This window comes from Sedimenticola selenatireducens (assembly GCF_963675335.2).
Lineage (GTDB): Bacteria > Pseudomonadota > Gammaproteobacteria > Chromatiales > Chromatiaceae > Sedimenticola > Sedimenticola selenatireducens.
In genome coordinates this window covers 143,077-166,925 of the sequence record NZ_CAXXYC010000002.1, presented here as the reverse complement: position 1 = coordinate 166,925, position 23,849 = coordinate 143,077, and the positions used below count along the sequence as shown (strand labels likewise).

General features: G+C 56.1%; 14 protein-coding genes. 3 read left to right on the top strand and 11 right to left on the bottom strand.

What is annotated here, in order from left to right; genetic code table 11:
• Nucleotides 1-3 precede the first annotated feature (3 nt).
• Nucleotides 4-2,874, bottom strand: a complete 2,871-nt coding sequence (locus ACHZBF_RS03280) for a sensor domain-containing protein (RefSeq protein ID WP_321527674.1) — start codon at nucleotides 2,872-2,874, stop codon at nucleotides 4-6.
• A gap of 270 nt (nucleotides 2,875-3,144) precedes the next feature.
• On the opposite strand from ACHZBF_RS03280, the gene panP reads away from it, so the two are divergent.
• The gene (gene panP, locus ACHZBF_RS03275) at nucleotides 3,145-4,800 is read left to right on the top strand and encodes a pyridoxal-dependent aspartate 1-decarboxylase PanP (protein WP_245621684.1); all 1,656 of its coding nucleotides are present in this window, start codon (nucleotides 3,145-3,147) and stop codon (nucleotides 4,798-4,800) included.
• A 167-nt stretch (nucleotides 4,801-4,967) separates the two neighbouring features.
• Here panP and glk read toward each other — a convergent pair whose 3' ends face one another.
• The 6 genes from glk to glgC are packed head-to-tail and all read right to left on the bottom strand — an operon-like array spanning nucleotide 4,968 to nucleotide 14,660.
• Complete coding sequence (gene glk, locus ACHZBF_RS03270; protein ID WP_029132791.1) at nucleotides 4,968-5,966, bottom strand: glucokinase; 999 nt, start codon at nucleotides 5,964-5,966, stop codon at nucleotides 4,968-4,970.
• A 10-nt stretch (nucleotides 5,967-5,976) separates the two neighbouring features.
• The gene (gene pgi, locus ACHZBF_RS03265; RefSeq protein ID WP_029132792.1) at nucleotides 5,977-7,638 is read right to left on the bottom strand and encodes a glucose-6-phosphate isomerase; all 1,662 of its coding nucleotides are present in this window, start codon (nucleotides 7,636-7,638) and stop codon (nucleotides 5,977-5,979) included.
• Nucleotides 7,639-7,663: 25 nt separating this feature from the next.
• On the bottom strand, nucleotides 7,664-10,186 hold the full coding sequence (locus tag ACHZBF_RS03260; protein WP_321527673.1) for a glycogen/starch/alpha-glucan phosphorylase: 2,523 nt from the start codon (nucleotides 10,184-10,186) through the stop codon (nucleotides 7,664-7,666).
• 4 nt (nucleotides 10,187-10,190) lie between these two features.
• Nucleotides 10,191-11,693, bottom strand: a complete 1,503-nt coding sequence (malQ, locus tag ACHZBF_RS03255) for a 4-alpha-glucanotransferase (protein WP_321527672.1) — start codon at nucleotides 11,691-11,693, stop codon at nucleotides 10,191-10,193.
• Nucleotides 11,690-13,402: a glycoside hydrolase family 57 protein gene (locus ACHZBF_RS03250; RefSeq protein ID WP_321527671.1), complete on the bottom strand. Its 1,713-nt coding sequence runs from the start codon at nucleotides 13,400-13,402 to the stop codon at nucleotides 11,690-11,692. Before ACHZBF_RS03250 ends, malQ begins: the two co-directional genes overlap by 4 nt.
• Nucleotides 13,392-14,660, bottom strand: coding sequence for a glucose-1-phosphate adenylyltransferase (gene glgC, locus ACHZBF_RS03245; RefSeq protein WP_273437121.1), 1,269 nt, complete (start codon nucleotides 14,658-14,660; stop codon nucleotides 13,392-13,394). Before glgC ends, ACHZBF_RS03250 begins: the two co-directional genes overlap by 11 nt.
• 358 nt (nucleotides 14,661-15,018) lie before the next feature.
• Here glgC and glgB point away from each other — a divergent pair, with 358 nt between their 5' ends.
• Together glgB and glgA are read left to right on the top strand one after the other, a co-directional pair.
• Complete coding sequence (gene glgB, locus ACHZBF_RS03240; RefSeq protein ID WP_321527670.1) at nucleotides 15,019-17,232, top strand: 1,4-alpha-glucan branching protein GlgB; 2,214 nt, start codon at nucleotides 15,019-15,021, stop codon at nucleotides 17,230-17,232.
• Nucleotides 17,229-18,710 carry a glycogen synthase GlgA gene (glgA, locus tag ACHZBF_RS03235; protein WP_321527669.1) on the top strand — a complete coding sequence of 494 codons (1,482 nt, stop codon included), beginning with the start codon at nucleotides 17,229-17,231 and terminating at the stop codon, nucleotides 18,708-18,710. Before glgB ends, glgA begins: the two co-directional genes overlap by 4 nt.
• Nucleotides 18,711-18,827: 117 nt before the next feature.
• Here glgA and ACHZBF_RS03230 read toward each other — a convergent pair whose 3' ends face one another.
• The 4 genes from ACHZBF_RS03230 to ACHZBF_RS03215 form a co-directional block, all read right to left on the bottom strand.
• Nucleotides 18,828-19,931, bottom strand: a complete 1,104-nt coding sequence (locus ACHZBF_RS03230) for an alkene reductase (protein WP_335342944.1) — start codon at nucleotides 19,929-19,931, stop codon at nucleotides 18,828-18,830.
• Between the two features lie 139 nt (nucleotides 19,932-20,070).
• Nucleotides 20,071-20,529 (bottom strand): c-type cytochrome, encoded by a 459-nt coding sequence (locus ACHZBF_RS03225; protein WP_029132798.1) that lies wholly within the window; start codon nucleotides 20,527-20,529, stop codon nucleotides 20,071-20,073.
• 140 nt (nucleotides 20,530-20,669) lie between these two features.
• Nucleotides 20,670-21,131, bottom strand: coding sequence for a tellurite resistance TerB family protein (locus ACHZBF_RS03220; RefSeq protein WP_029132799.1), 462 nt, complete (start codon nucleotides 21,129-21,131; stop codon nucleotides 20,670-20,672).
• Nucleotides 21,128-23,821, bottom strand: a complete 2,694-nt coding sequence (locus ACHZBF_RS03215; RefSeq protein WP_321527668.1) for a CHASE2 domain-containing protein — start codon at nucleotides 23,819-23,821, stop codon at nucleotides 21,128-21,130. The genes ACHZBF_RS03220 and ACHZBF_RS03215 overlap by 4 nt, the downstream gene beginning before the upstream one ends.
• Between the last annotated feature and the right edge of the window lie 28 nt (nucleotides 23,822-23,849).

Genomic DNA, 23,849 nt, shown 5'->3' with positions numbered 1-23,849 from the left:
GCACTAGCCTTCGGGGATTTCGGTTGTTGCAGGGCCGATCGCCGGTTGAATTGTGCCGGCCCACTGCTCGAACAGCTCCGGTGCCACCGGCCGCTGGAACAGATAGCCCTGTCCCAGGCGACACCCCTCTTGCAGGAGAAACTGGCGCTGCTGCTCAGTCTCCACCCCTTCGGCAATGACCTCCAGCTGCAGACTGATTCCCAGTGCAATAACCGCCCGGGTGATGGCCATGTCATCGGAATCATCCGGGATATCCCGGACGAAGGATTGATCGATCTTCAACTGCTCAATCGGCAGGCGTTTGAGATTGGCCAGCGAAGAGTAGCCGGTACCGAAATCATCCATCGCCAACCGCACCCCCAGGGCACGCAGCCCCTCCAGCACCGCTATCGCCTGATCAAAGTCCTCCATGATCACGCTCTCGGTCACTTCCAGTTCCAGGCAGTGCGACGGCAGGCCGGTCTCCCGCAGCACCTGCCCCACCAGGCGCACCAGATCGCCCCGCTGTATCTGGGGTGTGGCGATGTTCACCGATATGCGGCCAAACGCCAGTCCCTGTTCCAGCCACCTTTTCGCCTGGCGACAAGCCGTGTGGAGAACCCACTCGCCAATCGGCAGGATCAGTCCGTTCTCTTCCGCCAGCGGGATAAACCTGTCGGGTGGAATCAACCCCATCTCCGGCTGCTGCCAGCGTACCAACGCTTCAGCACCGATCAGCTTTCCACTCTCCATATCCAGTTGCGGCTGATAGTGGAGTAGCAGTTCATCCCGTTCCAGCGCCTTGCGCAGCTTGCTCTCCAGCAACACCCGCTGCACCGCCTGCTCGGTCATCTCTTCCGTATAGAAGGCAAAACCATTACGCCCCGCCTCCTTGGCGCGATACATGGCCGTGTCGGCGTTTCGCAGCAGCGAACCGCAATCACTGCCATCCCGCGGATAGATGCTGATACCGATACTGGGGGAGATAAACACCTCCCGCTCATGCAATTGGAAGGGCGATGCGAAGTTTTCGAGAATCTTTTCCGCGGCCACCACCACGTGGGTTGGTTCGCCAACGCTTTCCAACAGGATAATAAATTCATCACCGCCAATACGCGCGACGGTATCTTCCTCACGCATGCAGGCTGTCAGGCGGCCGGCAACCTGACGCAACAGTTCATCCCCCACCACATGTCCAAAACTGTCGTTGATATGCTTGAATCTGTCGAGATCGATAAACAGCAGTGCCAGCCGTTGGTTGCTGCGTCTGGACTGCTCCAGCGCATGACTGAGTCGCGCATTGAACAGCAGCCGGTTGGGCAATTCTGTCAGCGGGTCGTGGTGCGCCAGCCGTTCCAGTTGCTCCTCCGACTGCTTGAGATTGGTGATATCCGAGAACAGGGCCACGTAGTGGGTCACGCCACCCTGGTCGTCACTGATACTGCTTATGGTCAATTGGGCCGGATAGATATTACCGTCCTTGCGCCGATTCCAGATCTCACCGCGCCACTGACCCCGTCTGGTGATTGAACTCCACATGGCCCGATAAAAATCCGCATCGTGTCGTTCGGATTTCCACAGCCGTGGATTGGCTCCCAAAGCTTCCTCTCGGGTGTATCCGGTAATCTCGCTGAAGGCTTTATTGACGTCGAGAATCCGTCCTTCAACATCGGTAATGAACATCCCTTCCGAGATATTCTCAAAAACAGCCGCCGATTGCCTTAACCGCTGCTCCGCCCGCTTTTTCTCCGTGATATCGGTGGAGATACCGCAGACGCCATAAATCTGACCATTTCCGTCCCGAACTGGAAACTTGATGGAGATGTAGGTGTGCATGCCATCATCCTGGGGAACCTGCTCCTCCACCTGCAGTGCACGCCCATGCTCCTGCACCTGCAGATCATTGGCCCGAAGCGCCTCGGCCTGCGCGCTGGGGAACAGATCAGAATCAAGTTTGCCAACCACGTCTTGCCCATCGAGATGAAACAGCGTCTCATACAGGTTGTTAATCATCAGATAGCGGCCATCCAGGTCTTTCAGATAGACCACCGCCGGTGCATTCGCCAGAATCGCCTGCAAACGCTGCTCGCTCAGGGTGAGTGCCTGCTGGGCTTCCATTTGGGTGGTGACGTCCTGAATCATGCCCAGCGAACGCAACGGCCTGCCGTCCTCCGCATAGACCGTGTCGCAGTGTTCCTGGACATACTTGATGCGTCCATCCGACAGTAACAGTCGGTGCACGATATCGTAGGGTTCGCGCCGCTTTACCGACTGACGATAGGCGTGCCCGACCGCCTCCCGATCATCGGGGTGAATGGCGGCTTCAAAACTTGCATAGCTGGGCTGAAAAGTTGCCGCATCGACTTCAAAGATGCGATACACCTCATCGGACCACCAAAGCGTGTCACTGGTCAGATCCAGTTCCCAGTTGCCGCTGCTGGATAGGCGCTGCACCTCGGTAAGCCGTTTTTTAAACTGGCGAAGCTCGGTTTCATCTCTTTTTCTATCCGTGATATCCCGGCCTATTCCCAGTACACCAACCAGGCTACCCGTGTTGTCATACATCGGTGTTTTGATGGTTTCCAGCAACTCCTGATGGCCGTCATTGGCATAGGTGACCCACTCTTCGTATACCCGGGGACCACCTGACTCGATGGCCAGCCGATCCTGCTGAGAAAAAAAATCAGCCTGTTCCCGCGCAACCAAATCATGATCGGTCTTGCCGACAATCTCCGATTCATCCGTACCGAACAGGCGTGCAACCCGTTGATTACAGATCAGGTAAGTCCCCTGAAGATCCTTCAGCCAGACCAGGTCCGGCAGGGTTTCGATCAGGGTACGCATCAGGGCACGACTCTCATCCAGTCGGGTATGGAATTGCTGTTGTACAGTCACGCTGTTCCCCTTGACTTCACCGACAGGTCACGCCCGTATCCTCGGCGCGGACACGGGTACGCCTTAAACTGCTCTCCTGGTGATGCCGGATTCAGTGGATAAAAATGCCAAAACATTTCAAACGATACCAATCTGCTTTTAACCTTAGTATAACGATAGCGGACAGGTCTCATGTTACCTTAATGATGCGCAGCAGCAAAAAATACTCGACAGAGTCCGGGTCAGGCTCTACATTCAACCCCTGGCAATCAGCAGAGTGTTCCAAAAGCGATGATGAATCCAGGCAAAGCAAGTGACCAGAAACATGCGGTCGCCAATCTGAGTAATCTGTATCGGATTTTCACCATACCTGAATCACCCGACTCCACACTGGGCAAGATCGACCAGGAGATATCCCAGAACCTGACCGGATTTCTGCGCAACCGGATCGTGGCAACCGAACAGGATCTGGCGATCATCGAACAGGACTTCTCTTCTCCCCGGATTCCTGAACAGCCCACTTTCGTCTCTGACTATACCGATTTCCTGCTGGACACACTGGTAGCCCAGTCGGTGCATACCGCCGCTCCCGGGTTCGTCGGCCACATGACCTCCGCGCTGCCGAGCTTCATGCTGCCGCTGTCACGAATCATGACGGCGCTGAACCAGAATCTGGTCAAAATAGAGACCTCAAAGGCCTTTACACCGATGGAAAGGCAGGTGCTGGGCATGCTTCACGCCATGATCTACGGCAACGACGACGCCTATTACCAGCACTGGATGCACGATCGGGACTGCGCCTTGGGGGCCTTCTGCTCTGGCGGCACCCTGGCCAATATCACCGCGCTCTGGGTGGCGCGCAATAACCTGTTCCCTGCCACTGAAGGTTTTCGCGGGATCGCCCGTGAGGGCTTCTACCGGGCGCTCAAACACTACCAGTGCGAAGGGGTCGCGGTACTGATTTCGCAACGCGGACACTACTCCTTCGGCAAGGCGGCCGACCTCCTGGGGATCGGCCGGGATGCGATCGTCGCCATTCCGACTGACCGGGATAACCGCATCGATATCGGGCAGCTACTGGCGACCTGCGCACGCCTCAGGGAACAACGCATCAAAATACTCAGTCTGGTGGGCATCGCCGGTACCACCGAGACCGGCAATGTGGACCCGCTGGACCGGCTGGCGGATATCGCCGAACAGCAAGGGTGTCATTTCCATGTTGATGCCGCCTGGGGAGGGCCCACTCTGTTCTCTGAAACCCACAAGCCACTTCTTAAGGGGATTGAGCGGGCCGACTCGGTAACCATCGACGCCCACAAACAGCTCTATGTGCCGATGGGTGCGGGCATGGTGCTGTTCAAGAACCCCGCTTCTCTGGCCAGTATTGAACACCATGCCGAGTATATTCTGCGCAAGGGCTCCAAGGATCTCGGCAGCCACACCCTGGAGGGTTCACGCCCGGGCACAGCCATGCTGGTTCACTCGGCACTGAACATTATCGGCCGCAAGGGTTATGAACTGCTGATAGACAAGGGAATCGATATCGCCAGGGCATTTGCCGAAATGATCGCGGCCGACCCCAATTTTGAGCTGATCACCCGCCCGGAACTGAATCTGCTTACTTACCGCTATGTTCCGGCCGACGTGCAGGCGGCACTCTCCTATGCCTCCACGGAGCAGCGCGCCACAATCAACCGCCAACTCAACACCCTGACCAAACAGATCCAGAAAAGTCAGCGCGCGGCCGGTCAAAGCTTTGTCTCCCGTACCCGGCTCTCTCGGCCAAAATACGACAATGACATCATCACGGTATTTCGGGTGGTACTGGCCAATCCCCTGACCACCCTGGAGATCCTGCGCGAAATGCTGACCGAGCAAAAGCGGATCGCGATGGAGGACGAACAGGCAGCTGTTGTTAAAACGATCGAAGAGCTGATCTCCAACTAACATTCCGGCAACCCATTGGATGTTCCGGATGTAGTAGCCTCGGTCGGGTTAGCCCGTCAGGGCGTAACCCGACAACATTTCCGGCACATCTGGCATGGATTAATTGTCGGATGACGCTGCCGCTAATTCGCCCTACACCTGAGCCGGGCAATCCGACCGTCATGTATTCACCGCACACACCGCCGGCGGGCATAGGCAACGGCGCCATCCAGGCCGGCCGTGCCGGACATGATCAGGGTCACCGACAGCTTCTGCAGATGGGTCCGCATGGGACCTTTGCGGGTCAATGCATGAAGAAATCGGTGGTCTTGCAGCAGAGGTGCTATCCCGGCCACCACACCACCGGCCAGATAGACGGCATTGAGCGGGAAATAGTGCAGGGCGATATCCCCCACCGCCGCCCCGAGGATTTCAACAAAACAGGCCAGGGCGCGGGTGCAGAGTTCATCATCAGCGGCCAGGGCTCGCCGACTGATCAGCGCTGCCGGATCATCGGCTTGCGCTATCTGAACCGCTACCCGGCTGGATTCGGTTACTCCCAGGACATCCCTGAAAAACCTGTAGAGTTTGTGAATGCCGTTACCGGAGAGCAGCATCTCGACGCTGACGCGGTCATGCCGTTGATGCAGCCAGGCCAGCAGTTGCTCCTGCTCAACCGTGGCCGGGGCAAACCCTGCATGCCCCGCCTCGCTGCTGAACGCGGTGTAATGCCCCTCGCTCCAGACCAGTTCAGCTGCCCCCAGTCCGGTACCGACACCCACCACCGCCGCCCTGCGCGGGGTTGCAGGTTGATCGAGCCCCGCCTGCAACAGCACAATCCGGTCCGGCTGAAGTCCCTGCACGGCCCAGGCCACGGCAACCAGATCATTGATCAGAAACATGTTTCTGGTGCCCAACTGGGCCGCGAGCCTGTCGGCGGAAATCTCCCAGGGCAGATTGGTGATTACGGCCTCGCCTGCAAACACCGGCCCGGCCACCGCGAGACAGACGGCGTCAAACGATTTATCGATAGCATAGTGGGACAGAAATGACTCGATCACGGGCATCAGTCCCGGGTAGCCTGCGCAGGCATAACTGCCGCTATGCCTGACCGGACAATCCGAGTTGTCGTCCACATAGATCAGACGTGCGTGGGTGCCACCGATATCACCGGCCAGAATTCGCATAGCAACCCCGCTACGTCTGCTGCCTGTTTACCGGCCGCTGGCGTTTGTAATAGTTGATCAGGCCATTGGTGGAACAGTCATGACCGGAAACCGTCCGTCCATCATCCAGCTCCTGCCGAATGGTTGATGCCAGCTGTTTGCCCAGCTCCACCCCCCACTGATCGAAGGAGTTGATATTCCAGATAACACCCTGGACAAATATCTTGTGCTCATACAGGGCGATGAGCGAACCCAGGGTTTTGGGATCCAGCGTATTGAACAACAGGGTGCTGGTTGGCCGATTGCCGGGAAATACCCGATACGGCAACAGCCGCTCGATCTCCGCAGACTCCATCCCAGTCGCCAGCATCTCCTGACGCGCCTCCTCGGCGGTCTTGCCGCGCATCAGCGCCTCGGCCTGGGCGAACACATTGGACATCAACGCCCGGTGATGACGCTGGATGCAGCGAACGGTGTAGATCGGCGCCAGGATATCCGCAGGAACCAGCTTGGTGCCCTGATGCAACAACTGGAAAAACGCATGTTGCGCGGCAATACCAATCTCGCCGAACAGCACTGGGCCGGTGGAGTAATCCACCGCCCTGCCGCTGCGGTCCACGCACTTGCCATTGCTCTCCATGTCCGCCTGTTGCAGATAGCCGGGAAAACAGTGCAGGTGCTGATCATAGGGCAGGATCGCCATGGTCTGGGCGTTAAAAAAGTTGTTATACCAGATCCCGAGCATGGCCATGATAACCGGGATATTCCGTTCCAACGGTGTTTGTCTGAAGTGCACATCCACATCATGCGCCCCTTCCAGCAACTGATCGAACTGCCTGGATCCGATGGCTACCACGATCGCCAGACCGATGGCGGACCAGAGTGAATAACGCCCGCCGACCCAATCCCAGATCTTGAATATATTATCCTCGGCGATGCCAAACTCCCGGGCCAGACGCGCGTTGGAGGTGACGGCCGCAAAGTGGCGCTGGATCTGTTCGGCGGAGCCGACCTTGTGTATGTACCATTGCCGTGCCGTTTCGGCATTGACCATGGTGTCCTGGGTGGTGAAGGTCTTGGACGAGATAATGAAAAATGTCGTCTCGGGGTTGAGAAACTCCAGCGTATCGTTGATGTGATTTTCATCCACGTTAGATACAAAGTGCACATCCAGGTCATGCAGCGTAAAAGGCCTGAGTGCCTCGGTAACCATCAACGGTCCAAGATGCGAGCCACCGATACCGATATTGACCACATCGGTTATCGGCTGATTAGTCACGCCGCGCCACTCCCGGGTCCGTATCGCTTCCCCCAGCCGGTTGACCCGCAGCCGCTCGTGACTGATTTCACTGACCACATTGACTCCGTCCAGGATGATCTCATCCCCCGCCCTGGCTCTCAGGGCAGTGTGCAGAACTGCACGGCGCTCGGTGTTGTTAATGAGATCACCATTAAATAACCGCTCAATCCAGCGCGGCAGTTGCGCCTGCTCCGCCAGTTGCACCAGCAGCCCGAGGGTTTCAGACGTTATATGGTTCTTGGAATAGTCATAGAGAATATCGTTGATCCGCAGGGAGAACCGGTCAAACCGCTGCTGATCCTCGTTAAACATATCGCGCATGTGTTGGTGACGAATCTCGGCATAGTGATGTTTGAGCGCCGACCACACGGCCAGCTCGGTTAAATCTGACATATGCACCTCTTCCCTTTCGGCCCAGTTACGTCTCCTTTATTGCTGTTCTTGAGCGAGACTGTTCATCCCGGGGCCTGGCCTGGAGTTTCCAGATCCCCTCATTGTATTCACTGATAGTTCTGTCTGTTGAGAAATGGCCGCTACAGGCGGTATTGGCGATACTCATTTTCAGCCAGCAACTTCGATCCTGGTAGGCCAGCGACACCCGCTTCTGGGCATCTATGTAACTTCTGAAGTCGGCCAGGGTCAGCCATGGATCGCCGGGGCTCTGCAGAGAGTCGATCAGCTCTTCAAAGATAGCGGACTCGAAGGTGCTGAAGTGGCCGCAACGCAGCAGATGCATCACCCGCCGCAGATCCTCATCCTGCTCGATCAGCAGGCCGGGATTGTATTTGGCATGCTCCCTGTCAACCTCCTCGGCACGCAGACCAAACAGGAAAAAGTTGTCTTCTCCCACCGCATCCATGATCTCGATATTGGCGCCGTCATAAGTGCCGATGGTAACGGCGCCATTCATCATGAATTTCATATTGCCGGTACCCGAAGCCTCCTTGCCGGCGGTTGATATCTGTTCCGAGAGATCCGTACCGGGACAGATCACCTCCATTTTTGAAACACCGTAATTGGGTATAAAGGCCAGTTTGAGCAGACCATTCACCTGCGGGTCGTTGTTCACCACCTCTGCCACATTATTCACCAGCTTGATAATGTTCTTGGCCATCCGGTAACCGGGCGCCGCCTTACCGCCGATAAGGACGCAGCGATTGGTCCAATGTTCGATATCACCCCGCTTTATCCGGTCATACAGGTGAATCACGTGCAGCATATTCAGCAGCTGGCGCTTGTATTCGTGTATCCGTTTAACCTGCACATCAAACAGCGCGTCCGTGTCGAACTCAACCTGACAATAGTGCATCACCATATCCGCCAGCCGCTGCTTGTTCGCCTGCTTCACCGCATGCCAGCGCTGCCTGAATCCTTCATCATCGGCATAGGCACCAAGAGCGGCGATCTTCCCATAATCCTGTACCCAGTCATGACCGATCTTCTCTGTGATCAGGGCACTCATGCCGGGATTGGCATAAGCCACCCAGCGCCGTGGCGTCACCCCGTTGGTTTTATTGTTGAACCGCTCCGGCCACAGCTCATAAAAGTCCCTGAACAGTCCACAGCTCAACAACCGGGAATGCAGGGCGGCCACACCATTTACTGAAAAACTGCCGACAATAGCCAGGTAGGCCATGCGAATCTGTCTGACCTCGCCCTCTTCAATAATGGACATCCGGCGTTGCCGCTGCGTATCTCCAGGCCATTTCATCGCGACCATCCTGAGAAACCGGGCATTGATCTCATAGATGATCTGCAACAGCCGCGGCAGCAGATATTCAAACAGGGCCACGGGCCACTTCTCCAGCGCCTCGGGGAGCAGGGTATGATTGGTATAGGCCATGCAATGGCTGGTGATCTCCCACGCCTCATCCCAGGCCAGGCCCTTTTCATCCATCAGCAACCGCATCAGTTCGGCGACCGCAATCGTTGGATGGGTGTCATTGAGGTGGAATACATTCCGTGACTTGAAACTTGCGTAATCGCGGCCCTGGTTGTTCTCCCACATTCTCAGGACATCCTGCAGGCTTGCCGAGGCGAGGAAATATTGTTGTTTCAGGCGCAGCTCCCTGCCGTTTTCACTCACATCATTCGGATACAGCACCATGGTGATATGCTCGGCATCGTTCTTGGCCTCCACCGCTTCCGAGTAACTGCCCGCATTGAACTCCTCGAGATTGAAGTCGCTGGTCGCACTGGCGGACCACAGGCGCAAGGTATTGATGGTGTGGTTTCTGTAACCGGAGATCGGCACATCATAGGGTATCGCCAGCACATTGGCGGTATCCACCCAGACGCTGCGGCTTTTCCCCTGGCTGTCGGTGACAGTCTCGACCCGCCCTCCGAAACGGATCAGGTTTTTGAACTCGGGGCGTTCCAGCTCCCAGGGGTTGCCGTCACGTAGCCAGTGATCCGGTTCCTCTACCTGGAAACCGTTCTCTATTTTCTGCCTGAACATGCCGTACTGGTAGCGTATGCCATAACCGATTACCGGTAATTGCAGGCAGGCGCAACTGTCCATGAAACAGGCGGCCAGTCGGCCGAGCCCCCCATTGCCCAGCCCGGCATCCACCTCTTCAGACATAATCCCTTCAAGGTCCAGGGCAAACCGGTTCATCGCCTCTTCGGTTTCACGGTCAAGCCCAAGATTGAGTATATGATTGCCCAGCGAACGACCGATCAGAAACTCCAGTGACAGATAATAGGCCCGGCGTACGCCCTGCTCATCATAACGCCGCCAGGTATCCCGCCAGTCGGTCATTATTCTGTCCCGGATGGTGAGGGCCAGCGCCTCGTATTGATAGAGCGGCATGCAGCCGATAAACCGCCCGAGATGCTGCGTCAGATAGCGCTGAAAATCACTGGCAATGGCATCACTGTCGGAGGCCGGAGTCTCGATATCAAACAGCTCATCGTTGCACTCCTTGTTCAAGTTGGACATGCTTTCACCTCTGGTACAAGGCTATTAAACGGGTAATTTGTTCAGTTCGCTCGGGATTTACCTGGTGCCAGGAAAAGCGCCAGGCCCAGTTGCCGCAGACAGTTCCCGGTGTATTCATGCGCGCGCTGGAATCGAGCAACAGAATATCCTGCATGGGCAACACGCAGAGAAACGACACCGATGATAATGCCATGCGCAGCATGGCCAGCATCTGCTCTTCCGCCGAATCACTGCGACAGCCGCTATAGGCCAAAAAGAAATCCTCATTGTATTTTTCTTCATCCTTGATCCAGCCAAGCGTTGTGTCATTGTCGTGCGTACCCGTATACACCACGTCACAATGTCTGTGCCGATGCGGCAGATGAGGATTGGCGCTATTCCCGTCGAAGGCAAACTGCAGCACCTTCATTCCCGGCAGGCCGAAACGCTCCTTAAGTGCGTGGACCCGATCAGTGATGACGCCAAGATCTTCAGCAATCAGGGGCAGAGACGGATAGCAGTCGTGCAGTGCCTTCAACAGGGTCTCACCGGGGACATCACGCCAGTGTCCGTTGATGGCCGTTTCGTCCTCTGCCGGTATTTCCCAGCAGGCATCGAGCCCGCGAAAATGGTCCACGCGAATCAGGTCGAATAACTGCAGCAGGGTTGCCAGCCGATCTTTCCACCACTTGAACCCGTCACGCTGCATGTACTCCCAGTCATAGAGTGGATTGCCCCACTTCTGTCCCGTAGGAGAAAACGCATCGGGTGGCACGCCGGACACATAAGTCATACTACCGTCTTCATTTACCTGGAAGTTTTCACGATTGGCCCAGACATCTGCACTGTCATGGGAAACGAAAATTGGCATGTCGCCAAAAATACGCACGTTGTACCGGGCGGCGTATTCACGAATCTCGCGCCACTGGGTGAAAAACACAAACTGCTCAAAAACCGCTTGATCGATCTCTTGCGACAGTTCACTTGCCGCCTGCAACAGCGCCGACTTGTTGCGCTGGCGTAACCCCGGCGGCCACAGATACCAGGGTTTCATTCCGTATCTTTTTTTTAGTCCGACAAACAGGCAAAAGTCGTCGAGCCAGGACTTGTTACTCAGTCTGAACTCTTGCAAACGGCCCTTCCACTCACTATCCGGCGGCACCTGATTAAATTGGTTATGCGCCTGCTCTAGACAGATGGACCGGTACCGGCCGTTCACTTGAGGTTGACGAATAGCTTCGAGATCCAGCCAGCCTCTATCAACCAGCCAGTCAAGGCTGATCAGTGCCGGATTCCCCGCATGCGCCGAGAAACACTGGTAGGGAGAGAGATCCTCATGCGGCGGACAGAGCGGCAACATCTGCCAGACCTTGATGCCACAGGCGTGCAGAAATTCGACAAAGCGATAGGCCTCATGCCCGATATCGCCGCCGGAGAGTGGGCCCGGCAGGGAGGTCGGATGCAACAGGATGCCTGCACAACGTGATTTGTCCATGGATTGCCGCTCACTGCTGATTTGATCAATCACTCCTGCCTGCCTGGTCGCATCGTGCCTCCCATGGCCGGCGCACCGGTACCCACGGAGAAGACCCGGGTGAGATAGTCCGGTGATTCCACTTCAAGCAATTGATAAAGGTTGCTAAGGTGCAAGCGGAAGAGTTCATCAAACATCGCCACGGACTCTGCCGAATTGTACTCACCCAGCCACCAGAACCAGTCGGAACTTTCACAGGTAGCCAACTGCAACGTGGCATTGCGGTAACTCTCGTCATCCAGGGTCCCGCTACTCACTACCTTGTCATAGGTATTTTTTGCTTCAACGAGCATATCCCATGCCCGGTTTTTCCCTTTCTCACCAATCCAGGTGGAAAAATTCCCATAGACCCAGCTACCGGCCACAATCTGCTCCAGCCTCGGCTTGTCGCTCGTCGCCCGCTGGAGATAATCACTATAGGTGGTGAGTCTGATGCCTTCGTGACTGCTCAGTTTTTCATACAGCCCGGATAAAAAATAATAGCCGTTCTCCGGGTAGTGTTCCCAGGCATTCTCGCCATCCATGATGATGGAGACCACCGGCTCGCTCTTATCGGCACAAGTCTGCGCAATGGTTTCCAGATGATGTACCAGGTTGGCCACGGCATCATCCGCATGCCAATTGGAATACTTGAAGCCGATCAGATCGGAAAGACCATCATCGCGAAAAAAACAGGCGATCTCTCTGTTCCCGTAATTATAGGCATCGTGTATGCAGGGAGGTTGTTCCAGTTGTGATCTGTTCAGGGAGTTTCTCAACACCGTCTCCCCGCTGGCCAGCCACTTAATCCCCATCCCGGCAATCAGCTCCACGCACTCGCCACTGATCCCCCCTTCGGATGGCCAGCAACCGGCCGGCAGGAATCCGAAATGTTTTTCAAACACCGCCAGTCCCTGCTCCATGTGCCAGCGACAGCGCGCTTCACCCCCGGGATAAACCGGTGATAACGGAAGCTGCGTATCCGGCAGGGACTCCTCGGCACACTTGAAATCCATCAGCAGGGGCAGCATCGGGTGGGCATAGGGCGTCAAGGACAATTCGATTCTTCCCGACTCGGCAAGTCGCCGGTATCGGCCAATCACGCCACCGATCAATTCATGGATCAGTTCGATTATCAGATGGCGGTCATGTATGGTGTAGTTGCAGCACCTGTTCATTAACGATTTAACACGGGCATCACTCCTTCGCACGGTCTCTCCCAGCCAGGCCAGGTGATACCAGACCAGCAGATCGACAAAATACTGATCGGAGTAATAGGCAAGTTTTTCCGGAGCCTTCATGGCATTCTGCGCCATATCCGCGAGGATATTGAACTGCGGGTAACGCTCGATCAATCGAAGTTTATTGGCCCTTAGACAGGACTTGATCAATTTAAGCCGTCTATGGATATCCAGGTACAGAACCGGGTCTATCAGAGCCGCCAGCAGCGGATCGCGAAGCGCTTTTCCGTGATGCAGGTAGTTATCCAGCTGGCTTGTATAGTCTTCTATCTGCTCCAGCAGTATCGGCGCAAAATTGACAACCGCCCTGGCCTGCTGGTTGTTTTCCAGATGCGCCACCATATCCACATAATCCTTGATAGTGTGCAGATAGGTCCAGGGCTGCTGGTACTCGCCATTTCGCTGATCACGATAGTCCGGCTGGTGCATATGCCAGTAAAGAACAACGTTGATCACCTTGTGCCGGGAATTTTTATCGGACATGGTGAAGCGACTGCCCAAGCATTTCAGGTGTAACCAGGACAACACCATTCGGTGTCACATAATATTTTTCGCGGTCCTCCTCGGGGTTCTCTCCTATCACCATGTCATTGGCAATATCACACCCCTTGTCGATTACCGCACGACTGATGCGACACCGTTTCCCGATGGTGACCTCCGGCAGTACCACAGATGATTCCACCCGTGAGTAATCATTGACACTGACATGAGAGAACAATAGTGAGCGCCTGACCATTGCACCGGAGATGATACAGCCACCGGAAACCATCGAATCAATAGCCATGCCCCGGCGCTTTTCATCATCAAAAATGAACTTGGCTGGCGGCAGTTGTTCCTGCAGGGTCCATATCGGCCACTCATCGTCATACAGGTTCAACTCCGGAGTGACGGCAGTCAATTCCAGGTTCGCTTCCCAGAACGCATCAACCGTTCCCACATCGCGCCAGTAGGCCTGTACACGATTGTCGGAATCGGTAAATGGATAGGCACAGACCCGGTATCTATCGATGATTCGGGGAAGCACATCCTTGCCAAAATCATGACTGGACTTTGGATCATCGGCATCACGGATCAACTGCTCGTACAAAAACTTCGTATTGAAAATATAGATTCCCATCGAACATAAGGCGTACCGGTTATTGCCGGGTATGGACTCAGGTGTCTCCGGTTTTTCCACGAACTTGTTGATGCGCATCTCCTCATCAACGCTCATGACACCGAAGGCCGATGCCTTTTCCAGGGGGACTTCAATACAACCCACGGTTACATCGGCGTTATAATCAACATGTCTCGCCAACATGGTGCCGTAATCCATTTTATAGATATGATCGCCGGCGAGGATCAGCACATGATCAGGAGAGTGGGTGCGGATAATATCCAGATTTTGGTAAACCGAGTCCGCCGTACCGGAGTACCAGGATGCCTCAATACGTTGTTGCGCCGGCAGCAGCTCCACGAACTCCCGCAGCTCTCCACGAAAATGCCCCCATCCCCGTTGTATGTGCAAATTCAAAGAGTGAGATTTATATTGCGTCAGCACCCCGATACGGCGAATACCCGAGTTGACGCAATTTGACAGGGAGAAATCTATAATTCGAAACTTTCCGCCAAACGGCACCGCCGGTTTGGCGCGCCATTTTGTCAACTGCTTCAAGCGTACTCCCCGCCCACCTGCCAATATCAGGGCCAGCGCGTTGCGGGTCAGATAACTGATAAAGCGGGGTGAGTTTTTATACTTCATCGACGTACTTTCCCTGTGTTATCCATCACTTCATGATCTGTAATAATTTTCTACCATCGGCAGCGCGCCCACGCCTCGCGAGACTTCGCTCCCGAAGCAGGGGCTATCCAGGTCAAATTGATCACAGCCACTGAACTCTCAGCCAGCGGATTCCCGAAAAAACTCCTGGCGTTCCGGTACACATCCGCTACACGCCTAGTAAAGCGTAGTTAGAAAATATGAATTATCCAGTCTATTTTGGCTACCATGTTGTTCTACCGACAAAGCATCGACTTATGCAGTAAAATTGTTCCACATAGATATTATTTATACTTTCGGGATTAACCGTGAATAACGCCCGCTACAGGAAGGCTGCGTAATGACCGCTCTCACCAATGAATTGGACCGTCAGACATTGAGCTATCTCTCTACCGTCAGACAGGATCTTGACCGGATTGCCAATGCGGCACATTACAACCCCTGTGCCGTACTGGGCAGGCAACAATGCCAGAGTGACGGCCCCTTGTTGTGCTACTCACCAGACACGCTTGAACTCTCCCTGGAACAGCCGGATCAATCACTCGCGCGCATTGGGGATAGTGACTTTTTTGTCTATACCGGAGATCCCCAGGCAATCCCCCGGTATTACCGATTGCGGCGACTGGATACACATCAGCGGGTGAGCCTATTCCATGACCCTTACAGCTTTCCCCTGCAGATTTCAGACGAAGACCTGCAGCTTTTTTCCGCGGGCAGACACTTTCATATCTACAACATCCTCGGCGCACAGTTTAAGTGCATTGATGGCATAGACGGCATACGGTTCGCCACCTGGGCGCCCAATGCCGAACGGGTCAGTGTTATCGGCGACTTCAACAACTGGGATGGACGCCGTCATCCCATGTGCTCGCGCGGGATTAGCGGCGTCTGGGAACTGTTCATCCCCGATCTGCCAAGCGGCAGTCTGTATAAATACGAAATCCGTAACCGTGATTCTGGAGCCATCCTGACCAAAACCGATCCCTACTCGCAACAGATGGAACTGCGTCCGCGCACAGCTTCAGTGGCCAAACAGGCACTGCCTTTCCCCTGGCAGGACAACGGATGGATGGCGGCAAGAGCCGGCCAGGCGTGGCTGCATGAGCCGCTCTCCATCTATGAATGCCATCTCGGTTCATGGCAACGCGACCGGGATAACCACTTTCTCAACTACCGGGAGCTGGCTCATCAACTGGTGGTCTATCTCAAGGAGACCGGCTTTACCCATATCCAGCTGCTACCGATCACCGAGCACCCGCTGGATGCCTCCTGGGGTTATCAGACAACAGGATATTTCGCACCGACCAGCCGCTTCGGCGATGCCGCGGATTTCCGCTACTTTGTCGATTACTGCCATTCCCATGAGATCGGCGTCCTGCTGGACTGGGTTCCGGCACACTTTCCCAAGGATGAGCATGGCCTCGCTCGCTTTGACGGCTCCGCGCTCTATGAACACGAGGATCCACGGCGGGGAGAACACCGGGACTGGGGAACCCTGATCTACAATTACGGCCGCAACGAAGTGAAAAACTTCCTGCTCGCCAGCGCGCTTTACTGGCTTGAGGAGTACCACATAGACGGCCTGCGGGTAGACGCCGTCGCCTCCATGCTCTACCTCGACTATTCACGCGAGGCAGGCGACTGGATACCGAACCAGCATGGCGGTAATGAGAACCTGGAAGCCATCGCCTTTCTCCGGGAACTGAACAGCGTGGTTCACGACCGCTATCCGGGCGCCCTCATGATCGCGGAGGAATCGACCTCTTGGCCACAAGTCACCCGCCCGGTCCACCTCGGCGGGTTGGGTTTCAGTATGAAATGGAACATGGGCTGGATGCACGACACCCTGAACTATATGCAGCAGGACCCGGTGTACCGCCGCTATAACCATGACCAACTGACCTTCGGACTGCTGTACATTTTCAATGAAAACTTTATCCTGCCGTTTTCCCATGACGAGGTGGTGCACGAAAAAAGCTCCCTGCTCAACAAAATGCCGGGGGATGAGTGGCAGCGGTTCGCCAATCTGCGCCTGCTCTATACCTATCAATTTACCTATCCCGGAAAAAAACTGCTGTTCATGGGCAGTGAATTCGGCCAGGGCGATGAATGGAACAGCGACCAGGCGCTGGACTGGTATGTGGTGCAATATCCCCTGCACCAGGGAGTCAGGCGACTGGTTGCCGATCTGAACCGGCTCTACACCACCCAACCGGCGTTATACCGGTACGATTTCGATTACGCGGGATTCGAATGGATCGACTGCCACGATTCGGATCAGTCGGTCCTCTCCTATCTGCGCACAGCGGACGGTGAGCATCTGCTGGTGGTGCTGAATTTTACCCCGGTCATCAGGAAGGGTTACCGGATCGGCACGCCCACAAGCGGCAGCTACCGGGTGATTCTCAATTCTGATTCGGTCTATTATGCCGGCAGTAATGCGGGGAGCGGTGAAGTATTGATGGCCGACGATACACCCTGGATGGGCCGACCGGCCTCATTGTGCCTTGACCTGCCGCCCCTGGCCGGACTGATACTCGCAAAAATAACATGAATAACGTTCTGTACCTGACCAGCGAACTGTTTCCACTGATAAAAACCGGGGGCCTCGCCGATGTCGCCGGCAGCCTGCCGCCTGCCCTGACGAAATTGGGTCAGGAGATGCGGATACTCCTGCCGGCTTATCCGGAGGTCATGCGCTGGATAAAACAGCCGACCCTGCTGGCCAGCGGCAGCTACTACAACCAGGAGGTGAGACTGTTCGAAACCCGCTTGCCGGAAAGCGGCGTCATTACCTGGCTGGTACACTGTCCGGCGGCATTCGATCGCCCCGGTGGCCCCTATATCGACGGCAATGGCGAGCCCTGGCATGACAACGCCTTGCGCTTCGCCATCTTCTGCCTTGTGGCTGTCGATATTGCACTGAACAGACTGAGCCTCAACTGGCAACCCGACATCGTGCATGGCAACGACTGGCAATCCGGCCTGGTGCCGGCGCTGCTGCAACTGCACCAAAGCCGGCCGGCCACCCTGTTCACCATTCACAATCTCGCCTACCAGGGGTTGTTTGATTATCAAACCTTTCTGGATCTGAATCTGCCGGCCAGGCTCTGGCACCCCGACGGACTTGAGTTCTATGGCCAGCTCTCATTCATCAAGGGTGGACTGGCCTTTGCCGATCGTATCAATACCGTCAGCCCGACCTATGCACGTGAAATCCTGCAACCCGAATTCGGCTACGGACTGGAGGGACTGCTGCGGCATCGCCGGGACAGGCTTTCCGGCATACTCAATGGAATCGACAGCAAGGTATGGAATCCGCAGAACGACAAGTATCTCCAGGCACCCTACGGCATACAAAATCTGCAGCAAAAAAGCATCAACAAGACCCGTCTGCAGCAACAGTTGGGACTCCCGGTGGATGCCGGGGTTCCGCTGATCGGCATGATCAGCCGGCTGGTCGAGCAAAAAGGTCTTGAGATCATCCTGCAGGGCATGGCCGATCTACTGGCGATGCCCGCCCAGCTGATCATTGTCGGAACCGGAGACATTCATTACGAGTTGCAGCTCACGGAGTGGGCAAGCCGACACCCCGAACAATTGAAAGTGATCATCGGCTATAACGAACCGCTGTCACACCGGCTGGAGGCTGCCAGCGACCTGTTCCTGATGCCATCATCATTTGAACCTTGTGGACTGAACCAGATCTACAGCCTGCGCTACGGCACCCTGCCGGTGGTAAGGAATGTCGGCGGCCTGGCGGATACCGTGGTGGACGCCAATACCCGGACCATAAAAAACGGAACGGCCAACGGCTTTGTCATCCCAACACAGACATCCGCCGATCTGCTGGCCACTCTTCAGCGCGCGCTTGAACTATACCTGCAAACCGATACATGGCAGCAGTTGCAGATCACCGCGATGGGCAGCGACTACTCCTGGAACGCCAGCGCCGAGCATTACCGCGCCCTTTACCACCAGGCAATGGCCGACCGGGATAACACGGCTCGCCAGTCAGGCCGATTTTTGTGACGACGACACCGTCGTCGCAGTGCCTGGATTACATTCATCCGTCGTTGTTGAATTGCGCGACGCTAATACGATAACAGAATCGTCGAGTTAGCCCGCAAGCGTAACTCCACCCCCGACTCAATCACCCGGCTGCATGGCCAACGCAGGGTAGTCCGTATACCCGGCGGCACCACCACCATAAAGGGTCTGCTTGTCCAGGCGCTGCAACGGTGCATTGAGCTTAAGTCGCCGCACCAGATCAGGATTGGCGATGAATGACCGACCAAAGGCCACCAGCGCGTTGGGGTCTTTAGCGGTCAACGCGTGCGCCAGCTCAGCGGTATATCCATTATTGGCGATATAGGTACCACTGAAGCGCGCTCGCAGCCGTTGAAAATCAAACTCGGGATCATGGTCCCGGGATGACATGGTGGCACCTTCGATTACATGAACATAGACTGGCGCAAGCTGCTCCAGTTGATCAAACACCGATTCAAACAGGGCCCAATTATCCGCATTGCTTACCCCATTGGCCGGACTGACCGGGGATAGCCTCACCCCTACCCGTCCAACACCTGCCTCTTCAATCACCGCCGCCATCACCTCCCTGAGAAAACGGCTGCGATTCTCGATCGAACCGCCATACCGGTCATTCCGATGGTTCGACCCGTCGCGCAGGAACTGGTCAATCAGGTAGCCGTTGGCGGCATGGATCTCCACCCCGTCGAAACCGGCCTCCAGGGCATTGCGGGTTGCCTGTCGATAGGCCTGCACGATCCCGGAAATTTCATCCAGAGCCAGCGCCCGGGGTTGGCTGGCGGTGACAAACGCCCCATCGACAAAGGTCAGGGCGTCCGCCCGGATGGCCGAGGGACCGACCGGCTGGCCGCCATCGGGTTGCAGGCTGCTATGAGACACCCGTCCCACATGCCAGAGCTGCAGGAAGATATGGCCACCGACGGCGTGCACCGCATCGGTCACCAGACGCCAGCCGTCGGTCTGTTCCTGGCTGTAGATACCCGGGGTATCCTGATAGCCCTGCCCCTGCTGGGAAATCTGCGAAGCCTCGGCGATAATCAACCCCGCCGATGCGCGCTGGGCATAATATTCGGCCATCAGTGGAGTCGGCACAAAACCGGCACCCGCCCGGCTGCGGGTCAGGGGGGCCATTACGACTCGATTATCTAGCTGGAGATTACCCAGACTGTACGGGTCAAAGAGTGGTGCTGGTTGACTGATCACGCCGGTAAGCGCTCCTGTGCCTTGAATAAATAGCCGGGGATCATACCAATAACGGGCAGGAGGTCCAGCCAGGAAAAAATCCCGGGGACGCACCGGGCCGGCACAGGCCGGCCCGGCACACGATCACCAAGTAATGCGACTATTTCTTGCTGCGGTATTTTTTATGGCAACTACCACAGGTTTCACCGGTTTTTCCAAACTGCGCCTTTATTGCCGCTTCGTCACCCGTCGCCGCCACCTGCTGCAACTTGACCGCCTCATCTTGCATGTTCTGGTATTTGCTCAAAAAATCATCCCAGTTATCCCAGATTTCCGGCTTGGCTTCACTCTCACCCACTGATCCTTTCGGAAAGCCTTCAGAGACATCCAGACGGGAGGCATTGGCCAGACCCTCGGCGCGGCTTTTAAAAAATGCGGCATCAAACGGGATCTTGCCTTTTACCATCGCCCCCATCGGGTCCATGTACCATTTATAAGTGGTCATGACCGACTCCCTGAAATCAATCGCCCCCTGGATACCCTCCTCGGCCAGAGCGGCCGACGAGGCAGTACCGAGCAGTGAAATCATCATCACAGATTGAAGCAGACCCTTTTTCATTATTTTCCCTCTCCTGATAACCACACCAAAAAAACGGTGAATAAAGTACAGCCGATCAAGCCGGCAGCCCATTAATAGTATTCCAATAAAATGGCTTATGCAGCATGGAGCCCCGTGATTCCTGAGTCAAGAACAGGTGATCATGTCGAGCGATTATCGGCCCGGTGCTTTGCCGTGATGAAGACCGAGTGAGGTACATAGAGCAGTTCTGACAGCCGGCGTATGACATGCTCCTCGTAGCGGTGCAGTGACTGGTCGGCAAAGGCGATCTGCCACAGTGTCTCGATCAGTTGGTTCTTCTGTTCGGCGGTGTAGTGCTGATTGATCAGGCGGGTAAACTCGTAATAGTCAGTGGAGTCGGCGTGCTCCGACTCGGCCATGGACAGCAACGCCTCAGCTTGCTCCTGGCCCAGACCGAAATAGCGCTGTACCGCCTGCAACAACGCTTCCTTCTCCTCTGGCTGCTGCTGGAAATCCGACTCTGCCACTTCAAACAGCAACACGGTAACCGCCAGCCGGAGAGCGTGTTCCGGATCCCTTGCCATGGTGTCAGAATCGGGAGACAGGTGGGCCTCGAAGAACTGCTTTATCTTTTCAATCATTCCAATCCGACTCCTGTTTCGTTCTCCACCGGTGGTTCATTGGTAAAAGGCAGCGTAAGGCAGAACCGGGTACCGCTGCCGACTTCACTTTGGACACTGATCCGCCCACGATGTTTCGCGGCCACCACTTTTACAAAGGCAAGCCCAAGCCCGGTGCCTTTTTGCTCCTTGCCATCCCCTTTCCTGACCTGCTGAAAGGGGGCAAATATCCGCATCTGATCCGCCTCGGCGATGCCCGGTCCCTGATCCTTGACTCGACAGTGGATTTCATCCGCTGCGGCGTCCATCTGCAATTCAACAACTGCGCCGGCCGGACTGTGGCGTATGGCGTTCTCCAGCAGATTGATCAGCGCACGCTCCAGTAGCGCACCGTCCGCTTTAATCCAGGCCTGCTCCAGACGCATATCGCGCACCAGACGGATTGTTTTCTTCTGCGCCTCGGCGAAAACGGCATCGACTGCGTTGTGCCCAACCGATACCAGATCAATCTCCTGAAAATCATCATAATCCGCATTTTCCGCCTTGGCCAAACGCAGAAAATCATCCGCCAGTTTCAGTGCCTTGTGAGCATAGCCTTCGATACGTTCGACCATCTCGGCCTGGCCCATCTGCCCGACATCCGCGCGTTGTATCTCCAGCATGGAGATCATCGAAGTCAGCGGTGAACGCAGATCATGGGAGAGAAAATTCAGCGTCTGTGTCCGTCTACGTTCACTCTCTTTTAGCCGGGTGATGTCGGATAGGATGACAATCGCCCCATTAAAATGCCCTCCAGCAACGGTCAGCGGCGAGATCTGTATCAGCAGTTCACTGCCTTGAAGAATCCGCCCCTCCAATGACATGGTTTCGCCTTTTACCAATACCTGGCGTAGTGCACCCGCCAGTCCCTCACTGCTCTTGATCTCCATCCGCTCGGCCAGAGTCAGCATCTCCATCATCGACAGGTCGGATTCATTCGGCAAGCCAAGCAGACGCACCGCCTGGGTATTATTCATCACCACTTCGCCACCCAGATTGATCACCAGCATGCCGTCCACCATCTGGCGCAGGATATCGGACAACAGTCTGCGCACCGCCCTCAGGTCGGCAATAGCCGATTGCACCCGCCGCACCTGCCGCTCCACCAATTCAATATTGCCCCTGCGCTCGGGCAGATAGGTGATGGCAAACTGTTGGGTGTAATCGCTCAGCAGTTGCAGCGACATATCATCCACCCTGCGCTCCCCATTCATCTCGATTCCAAGCTTCCAGTGGCCGTCACCCCGTGGTATGCGAATCCAAACCCGCTGCTGCTGGATCAGCGGCTCCAGTGGAATTGACAGCACAGGCGCGGTGGGCGGAGCTCGCCAACTATTGCGCTCAAGAACAGCGTCGTCGGCATCCAGCAATATCCAGCCATCGAGTGACAGGAGCATTTGCAGGAACCGGAGTCCGCGGGAGATCTGCATCGGAGATTGATGAAATCCGATGCCGCGCGGTTCCGCGCGCAACCGGGTTAACTCCTGCTCAAAATAGTGCACCGTCCGTACCATACGCCGCCAGCTCCAGAGTGGAAAACCGAGCAGCAGACCGATTAAAACCGCCGTCGGAGGAAACCAGAGATGCAACATGTGCAGCAGCAGACCGCTCATACCCAACGTCAATAACGCCAAAACGGTTACGACTGGCAGCACCACGTTGGGCTTTAACAGCGGAAAAGATAGAAACACCAGCATCAGGATGATCCCACTCAGTTGTAGCTGCCGGTTCGGAGCCAGCGACTCAATGGTGATGCCACGTCTCAGGGCGTCGATCAGATTGGCGTTGATCTCTACTCCCGACATCGGCCGGCTGTAACCGGACACCGGCGTCGGCAGCAGATCCCCCAGCCCCGGCGCGGTGGCACCGACCAGCACAATCTTGTTGTCAAACGCATCCGCGTTGAACCGACCCGTTAGCACATCCTGGTAGGAGATCCTGGGGAAATGACCGGGCGAACCGGCAAAGGGCAGTAAAATGTGGTTATCCCGAACAATGGTCTGCGCGTCGGCCGGCACATCCGACGGATTACGGCCACCCGGTAACGGATCAACCGCGGCAGGCTCCAGTTCCTGCAGAAGCACCACTCCAATACTCGGCCAACGCGCGCTGCCCAGACCCTCGCGGAGAAACACACGTCGGGCAATCCCGTCCGGATCCAGGTCGATATCCACATGCCCCAGGCCCTTGACATGCGCCCGCAGGGCCGGCATCGGCAGCGTCTCGCTCAACTCCCCATACTGCTGTTGTTCGATAATGACCGGCAAAAACACCCGGCCGCTGTCGGCCACGGCCTGTGCCAGCCGTGCATCCCCCTGCGAGTCCCGCACATCCGGCTCGACAAACAGAATATCCAGGAAGATGGCACGCGCACCCGCCTGAGTTAAGCGGTCGATCAGATCGGCATGCAGGCTGCGCTGCCAGGGCCAGCGCCCGTAAGTCGCCAGGCTGGCACTGTCAATGGCGACAATGACCAGGTCACCGGGCGCCGGGCGTGACCAGGCGTCGAGCTGTACGTCATAGAGCAATTGATCCAGTCGCCACAGCCACTGGGAATGCACGGTGAACAGTAACCCGCCTGTCAGCAATAACGACAGCAGCAGCCATTCGGGTGAAAGCCGCAGCGGTCCCCGGCCGACCCGCCGAATGGTTGAAGCCGCGCTATTCAGCATCCGCACCGGTCCATCGACGGTAACCTTT

Excerpts from the sequence above, each read along its gene's own strand:
- panP (WP_245621684.1), top strand. The coding sequence starts at position 3,145 with ATGATGAATCCAGGCAAAGCAAGTGACCAGAAACATGCGGTCGCCAAT.
- glk (WP_029132791.1), bottom strand. The coding sequence starts at position 5,966 with ATGCGAATTCTGGCCGGTGATATCGGTGGCACCCACGCACGTCTGATC.
- pgi (WP_029132792.1), bottom strand. The coding sequence starts at position 7,638 with ATGTCAGATTTAACCGAGCTGGCCGTGTGGTCGGCGCTCAAACATCAC.
- ACHZBF_RS03260 (WP_321527673.1), bottom strand. The coding sequence starts at position 10,186 with ATGTCCAACTTGAACAAGGAGTGCAACGATGAGCTGTTTGATATCGAG.
- ACHZBF_RS03250 (WP_321527671.1), bottom strand. The coding sequence starts at position 13,402 with ATGTCCGATAAAAATTCCCGGCACAAGGTGATCAACGTTGTTCTTTAC.
- glgC (WP_273437121.1), bottom strand. The coding sequence starts at position 14,660 with ATGAAGTATAAAAACTCACCCCGCTTTATCAGTTATCTGACCCGCAAC.
- glgB (WP_321527670.1), top strand. The coding sequence starts at position 15,019 with ATGACCGCTCTCACCAATGAATTGGACCGTCAGACATTGAGCTATCTC.
- glgA (WP_321527669.1), top strand. The coding sequence starts at position 17,229 with ATGAATAACGTTCTGTACCTGACCAGCGAACTGTTTCCACTGATAAAA.
- ACHZBF_RS03225 (WP_029132798.1), bottom strand. The coding sequence starts at position 20,529 with ATGAAAAAGGGTCTGCTTCAATCTGTGATGATGATTTCACTGCTCGGT.
- ACHZBF_RS03220 (WP_029132799.1), bottom strand. The coding sequence starts at position 21,131 with ATGATTGAAAAGATAAAGCAGTTCTTCGAGGCCCACCTGTCTCCCGAT.
- ACHZBF_RS03215 (WP_321527668.1), bottom strand. The coding sequence starts at position 23,821 with ATGCTGAATAGCGCGGCTTCAACCATTCGGCGGGTCGGCCGGGGACCG.